Consider the following 16,114-nt stretch of genomic DNA (forward strand, 5'->3'; position numbering starts at 1 on the left):
CGTCAACCCCTCATTACGTTGGCGTAGGTCGGCCGCGGGGGTGAAGGATGTCGAGCTGTGGCAGCGACGAAGACGACACTCAAGACCATCGGCTCGTACGCGGCGATCGGGGACAGCTTCACCGAGGGCGTGGGGGACCCGGGACCCGGGGATTCGCATCTCGGCTGGGCGGACCGGCTGGCCGTACTCCTGGCCGATCGGCGTGAAGAACACGATTTCCGGTACGCCAACCTGGCCGTGCGCGGAAAGCTCCTCGACCAGATCGTGGCCGACCAGGTACCCAGGGCCAAAGCCCTCGCGCCGGACCTGGTCACCTTCTGCGCGGGCGGCAACGACATCATCCGGCCGGGCAGCGACCCGGACGCCACGGCGGAACGCTTCGAGGCGGCCGTGGCCGACCTGGTCGGCTCCGTCGGACAGGTCATGATCACGACCGGGTTCGACACCCGGGGCGTACCGGTCCTGCGGTACATGCGGGGCAAGATCGCCACGTACAACGCACACGTGCGGGCCGTGGCGGACAAGTACGACTGCCCGGTCCTCGACCTGTGGTCCCTGAAGTCCGTACAGGACCGACGGGCCTGGGACGGCGACCGACTGCACCTCTCTCCCGAGGGCCACACCCGCGTCGCGCTGCGCGCCGCGCAGGTGCTCGGCCTGGACGTGCCGACCGACCCGGACCAGCCGTGGCCGCCGGAGCGACCGCGCGGATCGGTGGACGTGACGCGGGACAACATCCAGTGGGCGCGCGAGCACCTGGTCCCCTGGATCGGTCGACGACTGCGCGGGGAGTCCTCCGGGGACCACGTCGAGGCCAAGCGCCCCGACCTGCTGCCCCTGTAGGGCCAAGGCTGCAGGACCGACCCGTGGGGCCGGGCCGGGGCCGAGGGGGGATCCGCCGACCGGGTCGAGGGACGGCGGGCCCGGGGAGTCGGTCGGCGGGGGCGGAATCCTTCGGGGCCGGTGTGCGTTGGGATGGTCGTAGACGTACGACCGTCCCGCCCCGATCCACCCAGGAGGCGCCTTGACCGGCTCCCGTCCCCTGCGTCCCCGGCTGCGCGCCCTTCGGCCCGAAGCCTTCGGCGCGGACCCGTCAGGCGCCCGCCTGGAGCGGATCCGCCGCTCGCCGAACTTCGCCGACGGCGTCTTCCAGAACCCGGTCGGCGCCCGGACCAGGCCCTCCGGCTCCATGGCGGAGTTCGCCAAGATCTACTTCCACAAGGAACAGCGGATCCGGCGCAGCCCCTCCGGCGCCATCCCGGTCTATCCGACGACCCTCGCCGAACTGGCGAAGCCGCCGGTCAGCGGGTTGCGCCTGACCTGGATGGGGCATTCCAGCGTGCTCGCCGAGATCGACGGCCGCAGAGTGCTCTTCGACCCGGTGTGGGGCGAGCGGTGCTCCCCCTTCCCCTTCGCCGGACCCAAGCGGCTGCACCCCGTGCCCGTGCCGCTGGCCTCGCTGGTCGACGTCGACGTGGTCGTGATCTCGCACGACCACTACGACCACCTCGACCTCCCGACGATCAAGGCCCTGGCGGGCAGGGACATCGTCTTCGCCGTCCCGCTCGGCGTCGGAGCCCACCTGGAGCGCTGGGGAGTCCCCGCCGACCGGATCCGCGAACTCGACTGGAACGAGACCACCGAGGTCGCCGGGCTCTCGCTGACGGCCACCCCGGCCCGGCACTTCTGCGGCCGGGGACTGCGCAACCAGCAGTTCACCCTGTGGGCCTCCTGGGTCGTCGCGGGGGAACGCCACCGGATCTACCACAGCGGTGACACCGGCTACTTCCCCGGCTTCAAGGAGATCGGCGCGACGCACGGTCCCTTCGACGCCACGATGATCCAGATCGGCGCGTACTCCGAGTACTGGAGCGAGATCCACATGACGCCGCAGGAGGGCATGCAGGCCCACCTGGACCTCCAGGGCGGCATCCCGCACGGCACGATGCTGCCCATCCACTGGGGCACGTTCAACCTGGCCCTGCACCCCTGGGACGAGCCCGGCGAGGGCACGGTGACCGCCTCCCGGGAGACCGGGTCCGCCATCGCCCTGCCGGTACCGGGCCAGCCGTTCGAACCGGGCGCCTCCGACGCGCCGGCCGAACCGTGGTGGCGGCCCTTCGTCGCCGCCGAACCCGCCCCCGCCCGTACGACGACGGCCGCGCCGGCGGCCCCCGCGCCCACCGCGTCGGCCCCGGCCGTCACCGGGCGGGAGGAATCGGAGGCCGTAGGGTCCTAGGCCCTGTCGTGGAAGCGGGCCGGACGAGCCGTCGACCGGGCGCGACTTTGACGTGGGACCCGGCACCCTGACGCGGGACCCGGTCTTCGGTGGTGGCGAGCCGACCGGGCGCGACTTTGACGTGGGACCCGGCACCCTGACGCGGGACCCGGTCTTCGGTGGTGGCGAGCCGACCGGGGGCGGCTCCGGCCCCCCCGGGAGCGCGGGCGCGCGCTCGGACGGCGTACGCCCCGGCCTGCCCGGGCGTGCGCGCTCCCGGCGGATTCGGGCTGTCGTACGAGCGCTCCGTCGCAAGCGGGAAGCACCCCCGCCAAGTTCCCCGACTGACGGTCCCGGGCGGGAGAGCGCGGTCTAGCGTGGGTATCCGGTGATCAACGCCGGGCCTCGGCACATCCGGGGGCCCGGGCCCCACGTACCGAGGACGCCGATGTCCGCACTCCGCGCCGCCCGCCACTCCCCGTCGAAACACGCCGCCACCGGTCCCGGCCGGCAGATACGCCCCCAGATGCTCCGCGCCACCGTCCTGCCCACGCTCGCCGCCGGGCTCAGCGGCGCGGCCGCGGTGATCTTCACGCTCCAGCTCGGCGGAGGCACCGGCGACCGGGACGCGCGTCTGTGGCCGGTCCTCGGAGGCTGCGCCCTGCTCGTGCTCGGTGCCCTCGCCGCGGCCCTGCTGGGCGGGCACCGCGCGTCGAAAGCCGTCCGCGACCGGTGCGAGGCCCTGCGCCGCTCCAGCGTGCGCGGCCGGCAGGAACTGCGTACGGCCGCCGAACGGCTGGAACGGGGCGAGGCCGCGGCCCGCCCGGTGCGCGGCGGACCGAGCGGGCCGCCGCCGCACACCGATCCGGCGGGGGTGGACGAGTTCTGGCTGCTCTCCCAGGAGCTCCGGGGCGCCCGGGAACAGGCGCACACGGCCCTCGTCCGGCTGGCCGGCCCGGTCACCCCGTCCGACAGCGACCGCAAGGTCGAGGTCTTCGTCAACCTCGCGCGCCGCCTCCAGTCCCTGGTGCACCGCGAGATCGCCCTCCTCGACGACCTGGAGGACACCGTCGAGGACCCCGACCTGCTCAAGGAGCTCTTCCACGTCGATCACCTCGCCACCCGGATCCGCCGCCACGCCGAGAACCTCGCCGTGCTCGGAGGCGCCCCCTCCCGTCGCCAGTGGACCCGCCCCATCGATCTGGGCGAGGTGCTGCGCTCCTCCGTCGCGGAGGTCGAGCAGTACCCGCGGGTGAAGGTGGTGCCCCCGGCGGGCGGCACCGTCCGGGGGCACGCCGTCGCGGACGTGGTGCACCTGCTGGCCGAACTCGTCGAGAACGCCACCGTCTTCTCCGCCCCCGACACCGACGTGACGGTGCGCGCCGAGCGCGTGACCGCCGGGGTCGCGGTCGAGGTGGAGGACCGGGGCCTGGGCATGCCGGTCGAGGAACAGCACCGGATGAACGCCTTGCTGGGTGATCCGGACCAGGTCAACGTCCGGCACCTGCTGGCGGACGGTCGGATCGGATTGTTCGTGGTCGCGGCGCTGGCCCGGCGGCACGGGATCGCCGTCGAGCTCAAGTCCAACATCTACGGCGGGGTGCTCGCCGTGCTCGTGTTGCCGCAGGAGCTGTTGGGCGCGGAGGCCCCGAGCGCCGCCGACGTGCTGGGGGGCGGCTCCCGGGCCTGCTCGTGGGGATCCGGCGACATGGACCCGATGCCGTCGTTGGTGCCCGTACGGGCGTCCGCCCGGCCGTACCCGTCCGAGAGCCTCGCGGCCCGGAGCCAGGGTTCCGAGAGGTACGCGTCCGAGAGCCACCGGTCCGAGTCCGTCGGCCCGCCGGCGGTCGTGTCGACGTGGGACCCGTCCGCGCCGGGGCACTCGGCGCCTCCCGTTCCGGCGCGCGATCCCGAACCGACGGGGGCGGAGGCCGTGCCGTCGGGGATCGTGCCGACGCAGGCGGCGCCGCCCGAGTGCGCGGCCGAGGCCGCCGCCGTGCTCCTCGGTACGGTCGTCCCCGCGACCGGCCCCGGGATCGGCGCGGACACGGCCCCGCCGCCACTGCCGCGACGTCACGCCCGCCCACACCCCGTCCCCGATCCCGGCGAGGCCGCCGGCACGAGCCGTGCGCCGGATGCCGAACCGCCCGTTCACGAACCCGGGTTGATGGCGGCCTTCCAGCGGGGCTTCGGTCTCGCCCGATCGGAGGGGCCCGCATGACCGCGATCCCCACCCCTCGCACCACCCCCACCCCACACCTCGGCAAGGAGCACACCCCCATGGGCGGCGAAGCGGCGACGAAGACAGTCAGGCTCTCCGATCTCGACTGGCTGCTCGGCGGACTGGTCCAGCGGGTGCCGTACACCCGCGGCGCCGTCCTGCTCACCGCGGACGGACTCGTCACCTGCGTGCACGGACTGGACGCCGACGACGCCGACCACATGGCGGCGCTGGCCTGCGGGCTCTACTCCCTCGGGCGCGGGGCCGGTTCCCGCTTCGCGGGCGGCGCGGAGGTCCGGCAGGTGGTGGTCGAACTGGACACGGCCCTCGTCTTCGTCTCGGCTGCCGGCTCCGGGACCTGTCTGGCGGTGCTCGCGGACGGTGAGGCCGACGCCGGCGTCCTCGGCTACGAGATGGCGATGATGGTCAAGAGCGTCCGTCCGTACCTGTCGGCGCCGCCGAGGCGGCCCGTCGCCGCCGACGCGGAGCGATGAGGACCCGGATCGGGGGGACCCGCGCCGGGGGGACGCATGCCACGGGCGGGGGACGGGACACCCCGTGGCTCGACGACACGGCGGGCCGGGTGACGCGCCCGTACACCGCCAGCGGCGGGCGGACCCGGCCGGCCGTCGCACTCGATCTGCTGTCGCTGGTGACGGCGACCGGCGTACGCCCGCGTGCCCCGCTCGGACCGGAACACACCCTGGTCCTGCGCCTGTGCGCGGGCGTGGCGGCGGTCACGGTCGCCGAGATGGCGGGACACCTGCGGCTCCCGACAGCGGTGGTGCAGGTGCTGCTCGGTGACCTCCTCGAACACGGGGCCGTCACGGCGCAGGCGCCGCGGCACCTTGACGGCGCCGCACTGATCGCCGACGACCAGACCCTGTTGCGGGCGGTCCTCGAAGGCCTGCACCGGTGCCTGTGACGACCGGCCCCGGCCCCGCCCGCGCCGCCGGACAAGCGGCCACGGACGGGGTCGGGGCGGGCAGCGCCACCCGCACCGCCCGACCCATCACGCTCTCGGATCCGGGGGAACCGCATGACCCTGTACGCATCGACCGGCCACCTGCTCCTCACGCCCGTGGACCGGGAGGCGCCCGCGCGCACCCCGCGCCTGCGCGAACTGGGCCTCGGGGAAAGGGCGGACCCGGAACTCGACGCCTTCGCGCGACGCGTCGCCGAGACACTGGAGACGCCCTACGCGGGGGTCAACTTCATGGGGGAGGAACGGCAGTTCTTCGCCGGCCTGCACCACGCGCCGGACGCCCCGCGGCGAGGCTATCCGGAGCGTTCCCTGCCCCGGGACCACGGTTACTGCCCGCACGTGGTCGTCCGGCGGCGGGCGCTGGCCTTGGAGGACGTACGGGACTTCGCGCGCTTCGCCGGGAACGCGGTCGTGGACGGCAGCGGCGTACGGTCCTACCTGGGAGCCCCGTTGACGGACCGGCGGGGGTTCGTCCTGGGGACGGTGTGCGCCGTGGACCTGGTTCCGAGGGGCTGGGGGCTGGAGGGACTGGCGACGCTGAAGGGCCTCGCGGCGGAACTGATCGAGCTGGTCCACACGCGCGAGGACCGACAAGGCACCCCCTAAGGGCTCCTGGTCTCAGGCGCGGGGGCCGAGGAACGCCGAGATCCGCTTCCGCAGTCCGGCGGGGTCGAGCCCGTGCGCCGAGGTGTGTTCGTCGATGGTGCCGTAGCGGCGGAGCTCGGCCCGCGAGACACCGAGGCCCAGGACGCGGTGGGGGAGGTCGGCGAGGGCGTCGTTGGCGGCGGCCGTGGACGTGCCGGCCAGGTACGGCTCGACGAGCACGACGTCGGCCGGCCCGGAGCCGACGGCCGCGCGCAGCGCCGCGTCGTCGAAGGGCCGCACGGTCGTCGCGTACAGGACCGTGACGTCCATGTCCCGCGTCGCGGCCAGCACGTTGTCCAGCAGCGGTCCGACGGCGAGCACCACGCCGCCACCGCCTTGCCGCACCGTCTGGAAGCCCAGGCCGGAGAAGGGGCGCGACCGGCCGTTCTCCTGTGCGGACAGTCGGACGTACACCCGCTCGTCTCCGGCGGCGTAGGCGTGACGCAGGAGTGCCTCGGCCTCGTCGGGATGGCCGGGTACGTGGATCGTCCAGCCGTCGAGGGTGTCCATCAGGGCGACATCGCCCGGCGACATGTGGGTGAAGCCGCCGGCGGGCCAGTCGTAGCTCGCACTCGCGCTGACCAGCACGCCACCGGTGCCCTGGTGCCCGAAGTCCAACTTGACCTGCTCGAACGGTCGTTCCACGAGGAAACTCGCGAAGGTGTGCATGATCGGGCGCATCCCGGTGAGGGCCAGCCCTCCGCCGACGCCCACGAGCAACTGCTCGCGGATCCCGACATTGACGACCCGGTCCGGGTGACGTACCTGGGCCGGACGGAATCCGTCCATGGTGATCTCGGCGAGTACGAGGGCCAGCCGGGGATCCTCGTCGAGCAGCCGTGACGTGACCGCGATGAACCGTTCCCGCATGGTGTCCATGTTCTTCCCTGCCCCTTGGCTTCTGCTTCTCACAGGACTTGCGATCCGGACTTGCGATCCGGATGTCCGATCCGGATGTCCGATCAGAACTTCTTCTCGACGCGGGCGACGACGGCGTGCGGTCGACCCGGATGCGGCAGGGTGAAGGCCGCGTGCAGGGCCTCGTGGTCCCGCCCGTCGACGGTGACCGCCGACCAGCCCGCCGCCTCGAAGCGGGAGGCGATCCCGCCCGGCCATCCGTGGGTCGCGGAGTCGTTGTCGATCACCACCGTGTGCAGCCGGTCCAGGCCGGCCGAACCCGCGTGGGCGAGCGCCTCGTGGTTGCTGCCCTCGTCGAGCTCGGCGTCCCCGATCAGCACCCACACCGCCTGTTCGTCCAACCCCTGCGCCCGCAACCCGAGCGCGCTGCCGACCGCCAGCGGCAAGCCGTGCCCGAGCGAACCGCTGCCGATCTCCACCCCGGGGATCAGCATGCGGTCCGGGTGATGGCCGAGCGGGGAGTCGTACGAGCCGAACCCGCTCAGCCACTCGACGGGGAAGAACCCCTTGGCGGCGAGCACGGCGTAGTAGGCCATGGGCCCGTGTCCCTTGGAGAGCAGGAACCGGTCCCGCTCGGGATCCCGGGCGGACTCGGGACCCACCCGCAACACCCGGTCATACAGCACCCACAACACGTCGAGCGTGGATGTGGCGGCGGGTCCGTGCTTCTCGGCCCCGGTCATGAGGGCGATGAGTCGGCCCAGGTCTTCGTGGCGGAGCCCGGTGTCCGCGGTTGCCTGTGTCATGCGTCCAACCGTGCAACCTCAAGTCGACTTGAGGTCAAGCGGCCGTCGTGGCAGCCCTCCAGGCGTGCGTCGTGCGTACGGGGACCGGGTCCGTGGATCCGGTCCGGGAAAGGTGCGCGCGACCACCCTCCGAAGTGCGGTATTGTTCTCGTGCCAGTTCAACCAGGGGAAACCCCCAGGTCAGCGGGCATCGGGACGTGGCGCAGCTTGGTAGCGCACTTGACTGGGGGTCAAGGGGTCGCAGGTTCAAATCCTGTCGTCCCGACTAGAGGTTCGCCTCGTAGTCGCAGATCAGAGCCCTGTCTCACTTCGGTGAGGCAGGGCTCTTGTTCGTTCTCCGGGCTGTGGAGTCACACGTGGTGACAGGTGGCGAGCGGCTCCCCGAGCTGCTCCGGGCCCGCGCCCAAGCGGGCGTCCGGGAACCGTGCTGCGACCCCGCCCCCGCAGGGCTGGATCGAGTCGCGCACTATCCGACGTAGTGGCCCATGGCGCAACGCGTTTCGTCGGGATCCATGGAGCGGTTGCATGTCGGGCATATTTTGACGCGACCCGAGGTCGTTCCGCGGAGCATGCCGAAGAGCTCCTTGAGCGATCTGCCCACTTTCCGTTGGACTTTTGGGACGGTTTCAAAAGGACTTCGCTCCACCGGTGCGCTGTCGACTCCTGGCGGAGGAGGCCTCTTGCCGAGGAGCAGGTCCCTGAGTCCCATGTCTTCCTCCCGGAGTCGCGATAAGGGCGCCGAGCATCGGATGGATTTCCGGCCCTCATCACCTCGTCCGCTCCCCTCCCTTCCACAGGGTGCAGTGGGGAGCCTCCTCGCCGCCTCGGAAGTTGTCGGGCCCATCGTTCGTGATGATGACCGTGGCGAGCTTCTTCTTGTCGACGCCTTTGGGCCAGCACGTGTGCGCGTCCACCTTCGCTCCCTCGAACGAGGTTTTCTTGCCGTTGACGGCTGCGAGGGTGAGATTGGTGCTCCGCAGATCGGCCCTGTCGAAGTTGGCGCCTGTCAAGATTGCTTCATAGAGGTTGGCCCCGAGCAGATTCGCGTCCCGCATCGTGGTGCCCTCGAAGTGGGACCTCTCCAGGCGTGCATCCTGAAAGCGGCCGTTCAGTACCGTGACTCCCATGAAGTCCGCGTTGCGCATCAGCTTGCCGCTGAAATTTATCCCATCGATATCGCGTTTGCCCGGCGTGAATCCTGGTATGGTCTCGGCAATTTCAATGTTCGCGCGCCACGCCGCATACTTCTGCTCCCGAGTGATCGCAAACGCTACGTCCCGAGTGGGGCGAACGTTGAATCTCCCGGGTTTATCCACGCTCCGCGGAATAGTTGAATGTGGTAGTTGAGTGCTGCCATCCCGTGCCGGACCGTGTGAATGGAATGGGGTGCAATTCCCGCGAAGCGCGGCACCGGCACCCCTCGGTGGGCGCGGGTGGGCGGCAGGGCCCTCGTGCGGGCCGCCACTCACGGTCACCGGTCGGCGACCGTGGCGCTCAACGGCCGCCGATCCCGTTGGCCCGTGCGAGGGGCCGCGTGCGTCGGTCGTCGGTCCGCGCGGATGGTGGGCGAGGCGCTCGCCACATTCGAGCCACCTGGCATCGGCGATGTGTACCCGCTCCGTTAACATGTTCGAGCAGACAATGATCACGGGTTGTATTTATATAAATCGGCTGAAAATTGATATCTAGGGTGTCGCGATCCCTTTCGCGAAGAGGCGGCGGAATCGGGTTCGCCGGGTGGCGTCGGCCGCGGGTCCTGTTGTGGGCCGCGGTGAGTGTGATCGCCCTCGGCTTCCTCGTCGCGCTGGAGATCGCCGCGCGCCACTACGGCGTGCCCGGTCCGGTGACCGTCCAGGCGCGCGAGGTGATCTTCGCGCCGCAGTCGGGGACGGTGCTGTACGCCAGCATGGCCTTGATGATGGTGGTGCTCACCTGGCGGCAGCGGTTCATCGCGGTCGGCGCGGCGATCGCCATCGACCTGGTGTTCTGGCTGGTGCGGTGGCTGGTCGGCGCCCAGATGATGTTCGGCAACGGCGCGTTGTGGGTGACCCTCGGCTGCGCCGTCATCGCCGTCACACGCCGCACGGGCCGCGAGCGTGCCCTGCTGCTCAAGGGCGTCGCACTGGCCCTGCTGCTGGTGGCCGGTCGCAAGACCGGATACACCTGGCTGCTGATCACGTCCAAGACCCGCCCGATGGTCCTCGACCAGTACGTGGCGACCGCCGACCACGCGCTGGGCAATCCGTCGTGGGTCGTGGGTCGTCTGGTCGAGGCCACCGGCGCGGTCGGCGCCCACGTCCTCGACTGGGTCTACATCCAACTCGCGGTCGCCGCGGTCGCCGTCGCCCTGTACCAGTTGCGCAACGTGCGGATCGAGCGGCGCTTCCCGAGCCACCACCTGGTGCGCACGTTCCTGGTCATCGGCCTGCTCGGGCCGGGCATCTACATGATCTTCCCGGTGGTCGGGCCCATCTTCGCCTACGGCGCCGACGGCGGGCAGTGGGCGCTGGCCGACCTGTGGCCGAACACCCCGCCGCCGCTGGGCGTTCCGCAGGAGATGCCCTTCGACGAGTTCACACCGCGCAACTGCATGCCCAGCCTGCACACGGCATGGGCCACCGCGATCTTCATTCATTCCCGCAAGGCGCCGCGGGCCCTGCGGTTCGCGGGCACGTTCTGGCTGATCGCGACGCTCGGCGCGACGCTGGGCTTCGGTTACCACTACGGCGCGGACATCATCGCCGGCGTGGTGTTCACGCTCACGATCGAGGCGGGGCTGCGCTCGCTCGCCCGCGGCTGGGACCGGTCCGGAGCCCTCCTGGTCGCCCACGGCGGCGCGGTGTTCGTCGCGCTCCTGGTGTCGTACCGCTACCTGTCGACGGAGATGGCCGGACACCCCTGGGTGTTCGGACCGTTGCTCCTCCTCGCGACGGGCTCGGTGCTCTACGCCTACGTGCGCACCACCAGGTCGTGGGAACGGACGACCCCGTCGGCGCGCATCCCGGAACAGCGACGCGAACCCCAGCCCGAACTGGTCTGACGCGTCTCGCGGCGGCTCTGCCGATGCCCGGAGCCGTCCGGCACCCGCCGCGCTCCCGTCCGCCGCGTTTCCGTCCGCCGCGCGGGCCGGGCGGGCCGCCGGTTCGGGCCGTCGGCTCAGGTACCGGCTCAGATGGCGGTTCGGGCCGTGGCCGGGCCGCCGGGCAGGGGTTCCCGCCGTGCCCACCAGGTCTCGGGGACGCCGGCGGTACCGGTGCGCGCGGCGACCGTGCCCGCGCTGATCGCGCAGTTGGTGTCGATGTCGCCGAGACCCTCCGCGGTGGTCCACAGCGCGTCGAGGAGGCTGTCCAGGTGCCGGGCCGCGGACCACAGGGCGAAGGGCACCGTGTCGCTCGCGCGGATCAACCGGCCGTTGCCGAGCACCTCGGCGGCCTCGCCCGGTCCGGTGCCGGCCGGCAGTGCGGCGGCCCGGCGCAGACCCTGCGCGACCTGCCCGGCGGGTGTGAGCGCGGCCACCTCGCCGAGGAAGGCCGACGCCTCGGGAGCGGGCCGGTCCCGGCCGCGCGCGGCCAGGGCGGCGGCCACGGCCACCGCCACGGCGCCCGCGATCGCCTCCGGGTGGGCGTGGGTGACCTCGGCCGACAGGACGGCCTGATCCATCACCTCGTCCAGGTCCTCGTGGAACCACGCGCCCAGGGGCGCCACCCGCATCGCCGCGCCGTTGCCGAGGCTGCCCTGACCGTCGAAGAGGTTCCTCGCCTCGGTACGCCAACTCTCCGGCCGCTTCGCGAGTTCCGGGAGGAGCCGGCGCATGCCGTTGCCGTAGCCGCGGTGCGCGTCCGCCACGTATGCCGCGCCGAACGCCTGCGCCAACCGGTCCTGACGCACCGTGCCGTGCTCCCTCAGGACGCGCAACACCGACACCGCCATCGCCGTGTCGTCGGTCCAGCGCCAGGTCGGCTCCTGCGGCGTGCGGCGCGCCCGGATCCCCTCGATCGCCGAATCGCCGGGTCGGAACCACGGAAACCACAGTTCTCCGAAGGCATCGCCGAGGGCCAGGCCTTCGAGGGCGTCACGAGCGGCGTCCGCGGGTGTCGTCATGACGTGCATGCTGCCGGTAAGTCCGCCCCGCGCGCAGGAGTTTTACCCGCCCCGACCCGGCCCCTGCCCGGGCCGTGTTCCCAGGGGCTGCGCGGGACTCAGGCGCCGGCCAGGAGCAGCCCGCCCATGGTGACCATTGTCGCCGCGACCAGGCCGTCCAGGACCCGCCAGGCCGAAGGCCGGGCGAGGAGACCGCTGAGCAGTCGTGATCCGTAGCCGAGCGCGCTGAACCACGCCAGGCTGGCCAGGACGGCGCCGCCGCCGAAGGCCCAGCGCAGATCGCCCCGGTCCGCCGCGAGGGAGCCCACGAGCAGGACGGTGTCCAGGTAGACGTGCGGGTTGAGCCAGGTCATCGCCAGGCAGGTCAGCACGGCCGTGCGGGCGGATCCGGGGGCCGTGCCCGAAGTGGTGAGCGCCGCCCCCGGAGCGGGTCGCAGCACCCGGCGGGCCGCGAGGACCCCGTAGCCGATCAGGAAGGTGCCACCGGCGATCCCCACGGCGGTCAGCGCGGCCGGCCAGGCGTTGACGAAGGCCCCGACCCCCGCCACGCCGAGCAGGATGAGGAGCGCGTCGGACACCGCGCAGATGGCCACCACGGGGAGGACCGATTGTCGGCGCGCTCCCTGGCGAAGGACGAACGCGTTCTGGGCGCCGATGGCGACGATGAGGGAGAGACCGGTGCCGAAACCCGCGAGACCCGCCGTGGTGATGCCGTGTGTCATGGATTCGACCGTATGCAGGCGCGTCGGTTCAGTACAGCTAAAGTTTTTTACGTACCCTTAGCACTTGTGATGGAAGAGCTTCCCCTGGAGCAGGTGCGCACCCTGCTCGCCGTGGTCGACGAGGGCACCTTCGACGCCGCGGCCGCCGCCCTGCACGTGACCCCCTCGGCGATCAGTCAGCGCGTGAAGGCCCTGGAACAGCGCACGGGCCGGGTGTTGCTGATGCGCACCAAGCCCGTGCGGGCGACCGAGTCCGGGCAGGTGGTGATCCGGTTCGCCCGCCAACTGGCCCGGCTGGAACGCGACGCCCGCGCCGAGCTGGGTCTGGGCGCGGACGAGGCGCGCGAGCCGGTCCGCCTGCCGATGGCGGTCAACGCCGACTCGCTGGCCACCTGGCTGCTGCCGGCGTTGACCCGGGTGCCCCGTGATCCGCCCGTCTGCTTCGAGTTGCACCGCGAGGACGAGGGCCACACCACGGCGCTGCTCCGGGAGGGCCAGGTGATGGCGGCGGTCACCTCCACGCCGGACCCGGTGGCCGGGTGCACGGTCCGTGCGCTCGGGCTGGCGCGCTACCTGCCGGTGGCACGGCCCGATTTCGCCGCGCGGCACCTGACCGGGTCGCTGGAGCGGGACCTGCGGGAGGCGCCGGTGATCGTCTTCGACCGGCGCGACGAACTCCAGGACCGGTTCGTGCGAACCTTGGCGCGCGGCGCCGGCTCGGGGGCGGGGGCGAGTTCGATCCGGCACCACGTGCCGACCTCGGAGGGTTTCCGCGACGCCGTGGCCGCCGGCCTGGGGTGGGGGCTGGTGCCACAGGCGCAGGCCGACCCGCTCCTGCGGACCGGGGAACTGGTGCTCCTGACGCCGAAGCGGACGATGGACGTGCCGTTGTACTGGCAGCAGTGGAAGCTGGACTCGCCCGCGCTCGCGGTGGTCGCGCAGGTGATCGCGGAGGCCGCGAGGGAGGCGCTGTTGCCTGCGGCTCGCTGAGTCGGGCAGGTCCTACGCTGTCGACATGGAGTCCTACACGATCGGCCAGGCGGCACGGCTGCTCGGCGTGAGCGTCGACACGGCGCGCCGCTGGGCCGACGCCGAACGCTTCCCCACCCGTCGGGAGGGCTCGCGGCGCATGGTCCAGGGCCCGGACCTGGCGGCCTTCTGCGTGCGGGTCGCGCAGGAGGGCGACGAAGACGAGGAGACCCCCCACACCTCCGCCCGCAACGCCTTCCCGGGCATCGTCACGGCCGTGAAGCTGGGCACGGTGGACGCGCAGGTGGAGATCCAGGCCGGACCGCACCGGGTCGTGTCCCTGCTGACGCGGGAGGCGGTGGAGGAACTGGGACTGGAGGTCGGCGCGAGGGCGGTCGCCCGGGTGAAGTCGACCAGCGTGTTCGTGGACCGGGGTTGAACCGGGAGGCCGGGGCGGGGCGTGCCCGGGCGGTCGGTCGGCGGGGCGTCGGGGTGAGGGTGTGTCACCGGCGCCTGGTAACTTCTACAGTGTTGTAGAAGCAAGCCGACGTATGGAGTTCTCATGGCCCTGTGGGACCGCATCAAGGAGTCCGCATCGACGATGCAGACCCAGCTCGTGGCGACCAAGAACGACCTCAAGAGCGGCGCGTTCCGCGACGCGAGCATGGCGATGTGCGCGTTGGTCGCCGCCGCCGACGGGACCATCGATCCCGACGAACGCAGGCGCGTGGCGCAGCTGATCGCCGGCAACGAGGTGCTGCGGAACTTCGACGCCGAAGACCTGCGCCGCCGGTTCGAGGCGAACCTGACCAAGCTCACCACCGACTTCGACTTCGGCAAGGTCAGCGTGCTCCAGGAGATCGCCAAGGCGAAGAAGAAGCCGACCGAGGCGCGCGCCGTGGTGCAGATAGGCATCGTCATCGGCGGGGCGGACGGGGACTTCGACAAGACCGAGCAGGCCGTGGTGCGCGAGGCCTGCTACGCGCTGGACCTGCCCCCGCACGAGTTCGACCTCTGAGTCGCCCCGCGCCCTTCTTCGGAGCGACCGCGCCCCGCCGGTGGCCTCAGAGTGCCGTGGCGGTTCTCAGGACGCAGATCAGGGTCACCGCCGAGTTCGCGGAGGAGAGTGCCGAGACCGTCGTGCCCGCCGCCGCGCTCCAGGTGGCCAGCCCGGCCGCCGTGCGCAACGGGGGCCAGACGAGCGCCGGCGGGGCCGGGGACAGCAGCGCCGCCACACGGCGCGGCACCGGCCCGGCCGTCGCGGCGGGGAGCCCCGGGGGAGTGGTGCGGGTGAGCAGGGCGGCCTTGCCGATGGCCGTGGCGACCGTACGGCGATTGCCGACCCGGGCCGCCGCGACCTCGTCCGCCCAGCGTTCGGCCGTGTACGACACGGCCGAACACAACGGCCGCAGGAAGGGGTTGGCGCAGGCGGCCAGCCGCACCACCGTCAGGAACCGGTGGTGACGACCGGCGAGGTGCGCCCGCTCGTGGGCGAACAGCGCGCGCCGCTCGGCGGGGTCGAGTGCCGACAGCAGTCCCGTCGTCACCACGACGCGGCCACCGTGCCGGCCCGGGCCGGGCAACGCGTAGGCGTACGGTTCGGCGGCCGGCAGTACCGCCACCGGCCCGTCGGCCAGTCCCGCGAGCGCGCGCCGACAGTCGCGCCGGACCCGGCGGGCGCGCCACACGGCGGCCACGGCGGAGCCGAGCACGGCCGCCAGCGCGGGGATCGCCGCGGGGCCGGCCACCTCGTCGTAGGGGAGCGCCGCGCGCACCTCGGGGTCCGACCAGGCGTCGGGCAGCGGATTGCCCGGCAGTTGGGCGGTGCCCACCACCATGAGCAGGGCCAGGCACAGAGTGCTGCACAGGGCCAGCGCGGCGGCCGCGCCGGTCAGCAGCCAGGTGGCGGTGCGCGGGTGCAGGTGCTGCGCGGCCGGCCGGGCGAGCGGCCAGGCGGTCAGGGGCAGGACCAGGGGAAGGAAGACGAGCAGGCCCATCGGTGTCCCGTCCCGTCAGGCCCGGGTCGGGCCGGAGCCGGGGGATCCGCCGCCCGGCACCTCACCCCCGAGCAGCTCGCGCAGCAGCCGCTCGTCGTGGGGCGACAGCGCGGTGACGAAACTGGCCAGCACCGCGTCGCGGTCCGCTTCCCCGTCCAGGACCTTGCGCATCCGCAGCGCGGCCAGCCCCGCGCCGTCCGCCACGGGCGTCCAGCGGAACGACCGGCCCGACCGCTCCCGCTCCACCGCCCCCTTGTCGTGCAGGCGGGTCAGGATGGTGATCACCGTCGTGTAGGCGATGCCCCCGCCGATCCGCTCCTGCACCCAGCCCGCGGTGGCGGCCTCCGGGGACTCGCCGAGCGCGGCCAGCACCTGGGCCTCCAACTGCCCCTGGGCCCGGCGCCGGGACGGGTGCGGGCCGGCGGAGCCACCCTCGTCGTGGTCGTTCATGCCGTCCGCCTTCCGGTCCGCGTCCCGACTGTCGCGGGGAGGCCATCGTACTGACGCCCCGCGGCGGCCCCGGTCGCCCAGGCGGGGTTCACCGTGCCGCGCCGGGGAACGCGCGGTGTCACACGGCGTCGCCGGCCCGATC

17 protein-coding genes and 1 tRNA gene are annotated in these 16,114 nt (G+C 72.5%); 11 read left to right on the top strand and 7 right to left on the bottom strand.

Going from position 1 to position 16,114, the window contains the following annotated elements; translation table 11 throughout:
* Nucleotides 1-57: 57 nt before the first annotated feature.
* The 6 genes from ACFYW3_RS02980 to ACFYW3_RS03005 all read left to right on the top strand — a co-directional run bounded on the left by ACFYW3_RS02980 (nt 58) and on the right by ACFYW3_RS03005 (nt 6,030).
* A complete protein-coding gene (locus tag ACFYW3_RS02980; protein ID WP_053677224.1) occupies nt 58-843 on the top strand; it encodes an SGNH/GDSL hydrolase family protein in 786 nt (261 codons plus the stop codon).
* Nucleotides 844-1,024: 181 nt separating this feature from the next.
* Nucleotides 1,025-2,239, top strand: coding sequence for an MBL fold metallo-hydrolase (locus ACFYW3_RS02985; RefSeq protein WP_351754747.1), 1,215 nt, complete (start codon nt 1,025-1,027; stop codon nt 2,237-2,239).
* 427 nt (nt 2,240-2,666) lie between these two features.
* Nucleotides 2,667-4,439 carry an ATP-binding protein gene (locus tag ACFYW3_RS02990; RefSeq protein ID WP_389385345.1) on the top strand — a complete coding sequence of 591 codons (1,773 nt, stop codon included), beginning with the start codon at nt 2,667-2,669 and terminating at the stop codon, nt 4,437-4,439.
* 59 nt (nt 4,440-4,498) lie between these two features.
* Nucleotides 4,499-4,933 carry a roadblock/LC7 domain-containing protein gene (locus tag ACFYW3_RS02995; RefSeq protein WP_351754903.1) on the top strand — a complete coding sequence of 145 codons (435 nt, stop codon included), beginning with the start codon at nt 4,499-4,501 and terminating at the stop codon, nt 4,931-4,933.
* Nucleotides 4,930-5,364, top strand: a complete 435-nt coding sequence (locus ACFYW3_RS03000) for a DUF742 domain-containing protein (RefSeq protein ID WP_351754753.1) — start codon at nt 4,930-4,932, stop codon at nt 5,362-5,364. The genes ACFYW3_RS02995 and ACFYW3_RS03000 overlap by 4 nt, the downstream gene beginning before the upstream one ends.
* A 114-nt stretch (nt 5,365-5,478) precedes the next feature.
* Nucleotides 5,479-6,030 (top strand): GAF domain-containing protein, encoded by a 552-nt coding sequence (locus ACFYW3_RS03005; protein WP_351754756.1) that lies wholly within the window; start codon nt 5,479-5,481, stop codon nt 6,028-6,030.
* Between the two features lie 12 nt (nt 6,031-6,042).
* Here the strand turns inward: ACFYW3_RS03005 and ACFYW3_RS03010 are convergent, their stop codons facing one another.
* Nucleotides 6,043-6,948, bottom strand: coding sequence for a transketolase (locus ACFYW3_RS03010; RefSeq protein ID WP_351754759.1), 906 nt, complete (start codon nt 6,946-6,948; stop codon nt 6,043-6,045).
* An 83-nt stretch (nt 6,949-7,031) separates the two neighbouring features.
* Entirely contained in the window at nt 7,032-7,733 is a 702-nt protein-coding gene (locus ACFYW3_RS03015) for a thiamine pyrophosphate-dependent enzyme (protein ID WP_351754762.1), read from the bottom strand.
* Nucleotides 7,734-7,924: 191 nt separating this feature from the next.
* Here ACFYW3_RS03015 and ACFYW3_RS03020 point away from each other — a divergent pair.
* A tRNA-Pro gene (locus ACFYW3_RS03020) sits at nt 7,925-7,998 on the top strand.
* A gap of 502 nt (nt 7,999-8,500) precedes the next feature.
* Here ACFYW3_RS03020 and ACFYW3_RS03025 read toward each other — a convergent pair.
* A complete protein-coding gene (locus ACFYW3_RS03025) occupies nt 8,501-9,049 on the bottom strand; it encodes a pentapeptide repeat-containing protein (protein WP_389385346.1) in 549 nt (182 codons plus the stop codon).
* Between the two features lie 407 nt (nt 9,050-9,456).
* Between ACFYW3_RS03025 and ACFYW3_RS03030 the strand changes: the two genes are divergently transcribed.
* On the top strand, nt 9,457-10,773 hold the full coding sequence (locus ACFYW3_RS03030; RefSeq protein WP_389385617.1) for a phosphatase PAP2 family protein: 1,317 nt from the start codon (nt 9,457-9,459) through the stop codon (nt 10,771-10,773).
* 128 nt (nt 10,774-10,901) lie between these two features.
* Here ACFYW3_RS03030 and ACFYW3_RS03035 read toward each other — a convergent pair whose 3' ends face one another.
* Together ACFYW3_RS03035 and ACFYW3_RS03040 are read right to left on the bottom strand one after the other, a co-directional pair.
* The gene (locus ACFYW3_RS03035) at nt 10,902-11,834 is read right to left on the bottom strand and encodes an ADP-ribosylglycohydrolase family protein (RefSeq protein WP_351754767.1); all 933 of its coding nucleotides are present in this window, start codon (nt 11,832-11,834) and stop codon (nt 10,902-10,904) included.
* Nucleotides 11,835-11,932: 98 nt separating this feature from the next.
* On the bottom strand, nt 11,933-12,556 hold the full coding sequence (locus ACFYW3_RS03040) for a LysE/ArgO family amino acid transporter (protein ID WP_351754769.1): 624 nt from the start codon (nt 12,554-12,556) through the stop codon (nt 11,933-11,935).
* A 69-nt stretch (nt 12,557-12,625) separates the two neighbouring features.
* Between ACFYW3_RS03040 and ACFYW3_RS03045 the strand changes: the two genes are divergently transcribed.
* From ACFYW3_RS03045 to ACFYW3_RS03055, 3 genes are all read left to right on the top strand, one after another.
* Entirely contained in the window at nt 12,626-13,546 is a 921-nt protein-coding gene (locus ACFYW3_RS03045; RefSeq protein ID WP_389385347.1) for a LysR family transcriptional regulator ArgP, read from the top strand.
* A 25-nt stretch (nt 13,547-13,571) separates the two neighbouring features.
* The gene (locus ACFYW3_RS03050; protein WP_389385348.1) at nt 13,572-13,964 is read left to right on the top strand and encodes a molybdopterin-binding protein; all 393 of its coding nucleotides are present in this window, start codon (nt 13,572-13,574) and stop codon (nt 13,962-13,964) included.
* Nucleotides 13,965-14,087: 123 nt separating this feature from the next.
* Nucleotides 14,088-14,543, top strand: a complete 456-nt coding sequence (locus ACFYW3_RS03055; RefSeq protein WP_351754776.1) for a TerB family tellurite resistance protein — start codon at nt 14,088-14,090, stop codon at nt 14,541-14,543.
* Nucleotides 14,544-14,589: 46 nt separating this feature from the next.
* Here ACFYW3_RS03055 and ACFYW3_RS03060 read toward each other — a convergent pair whose 3' ends face one another.
* Complete coding sequence (locus tag ACFYW3_RS03060; protein WP_389385349.1) at nt 14,590-15,522, bottom strand: M56 family metallopeptidase; 933 nt, start codon at nt 15,520-15,522, stop codon at nt 14,590-14,592.
* A 15-nt stretch (nt 15,523-15,537) separates the two neighbouring features.
* Nucleotides 15,538-15,972, bottom strand: a complete 435-nt coding sequence (locus tag ACFYW3_RS03065) for a BlaI/MecI/CopY family transcriptional regulator (RefSeq protein WP_351754781.1) — start codon at nt 15,970-15,972, stop codon at nt 15,538-15,540.
* Between the last annotated feature and the right edge of the window lie 142 nt (nt 15,973-16,114).

It is taken from the genome of Streptomyces sp. NPDC002602, assembly GCF_042889445.1.
Classification (GTDB): Bacteria; Actinomycetota; Actinomycetes; order Streptomycetales; family Streptomycetaceae; genus Streptomyces.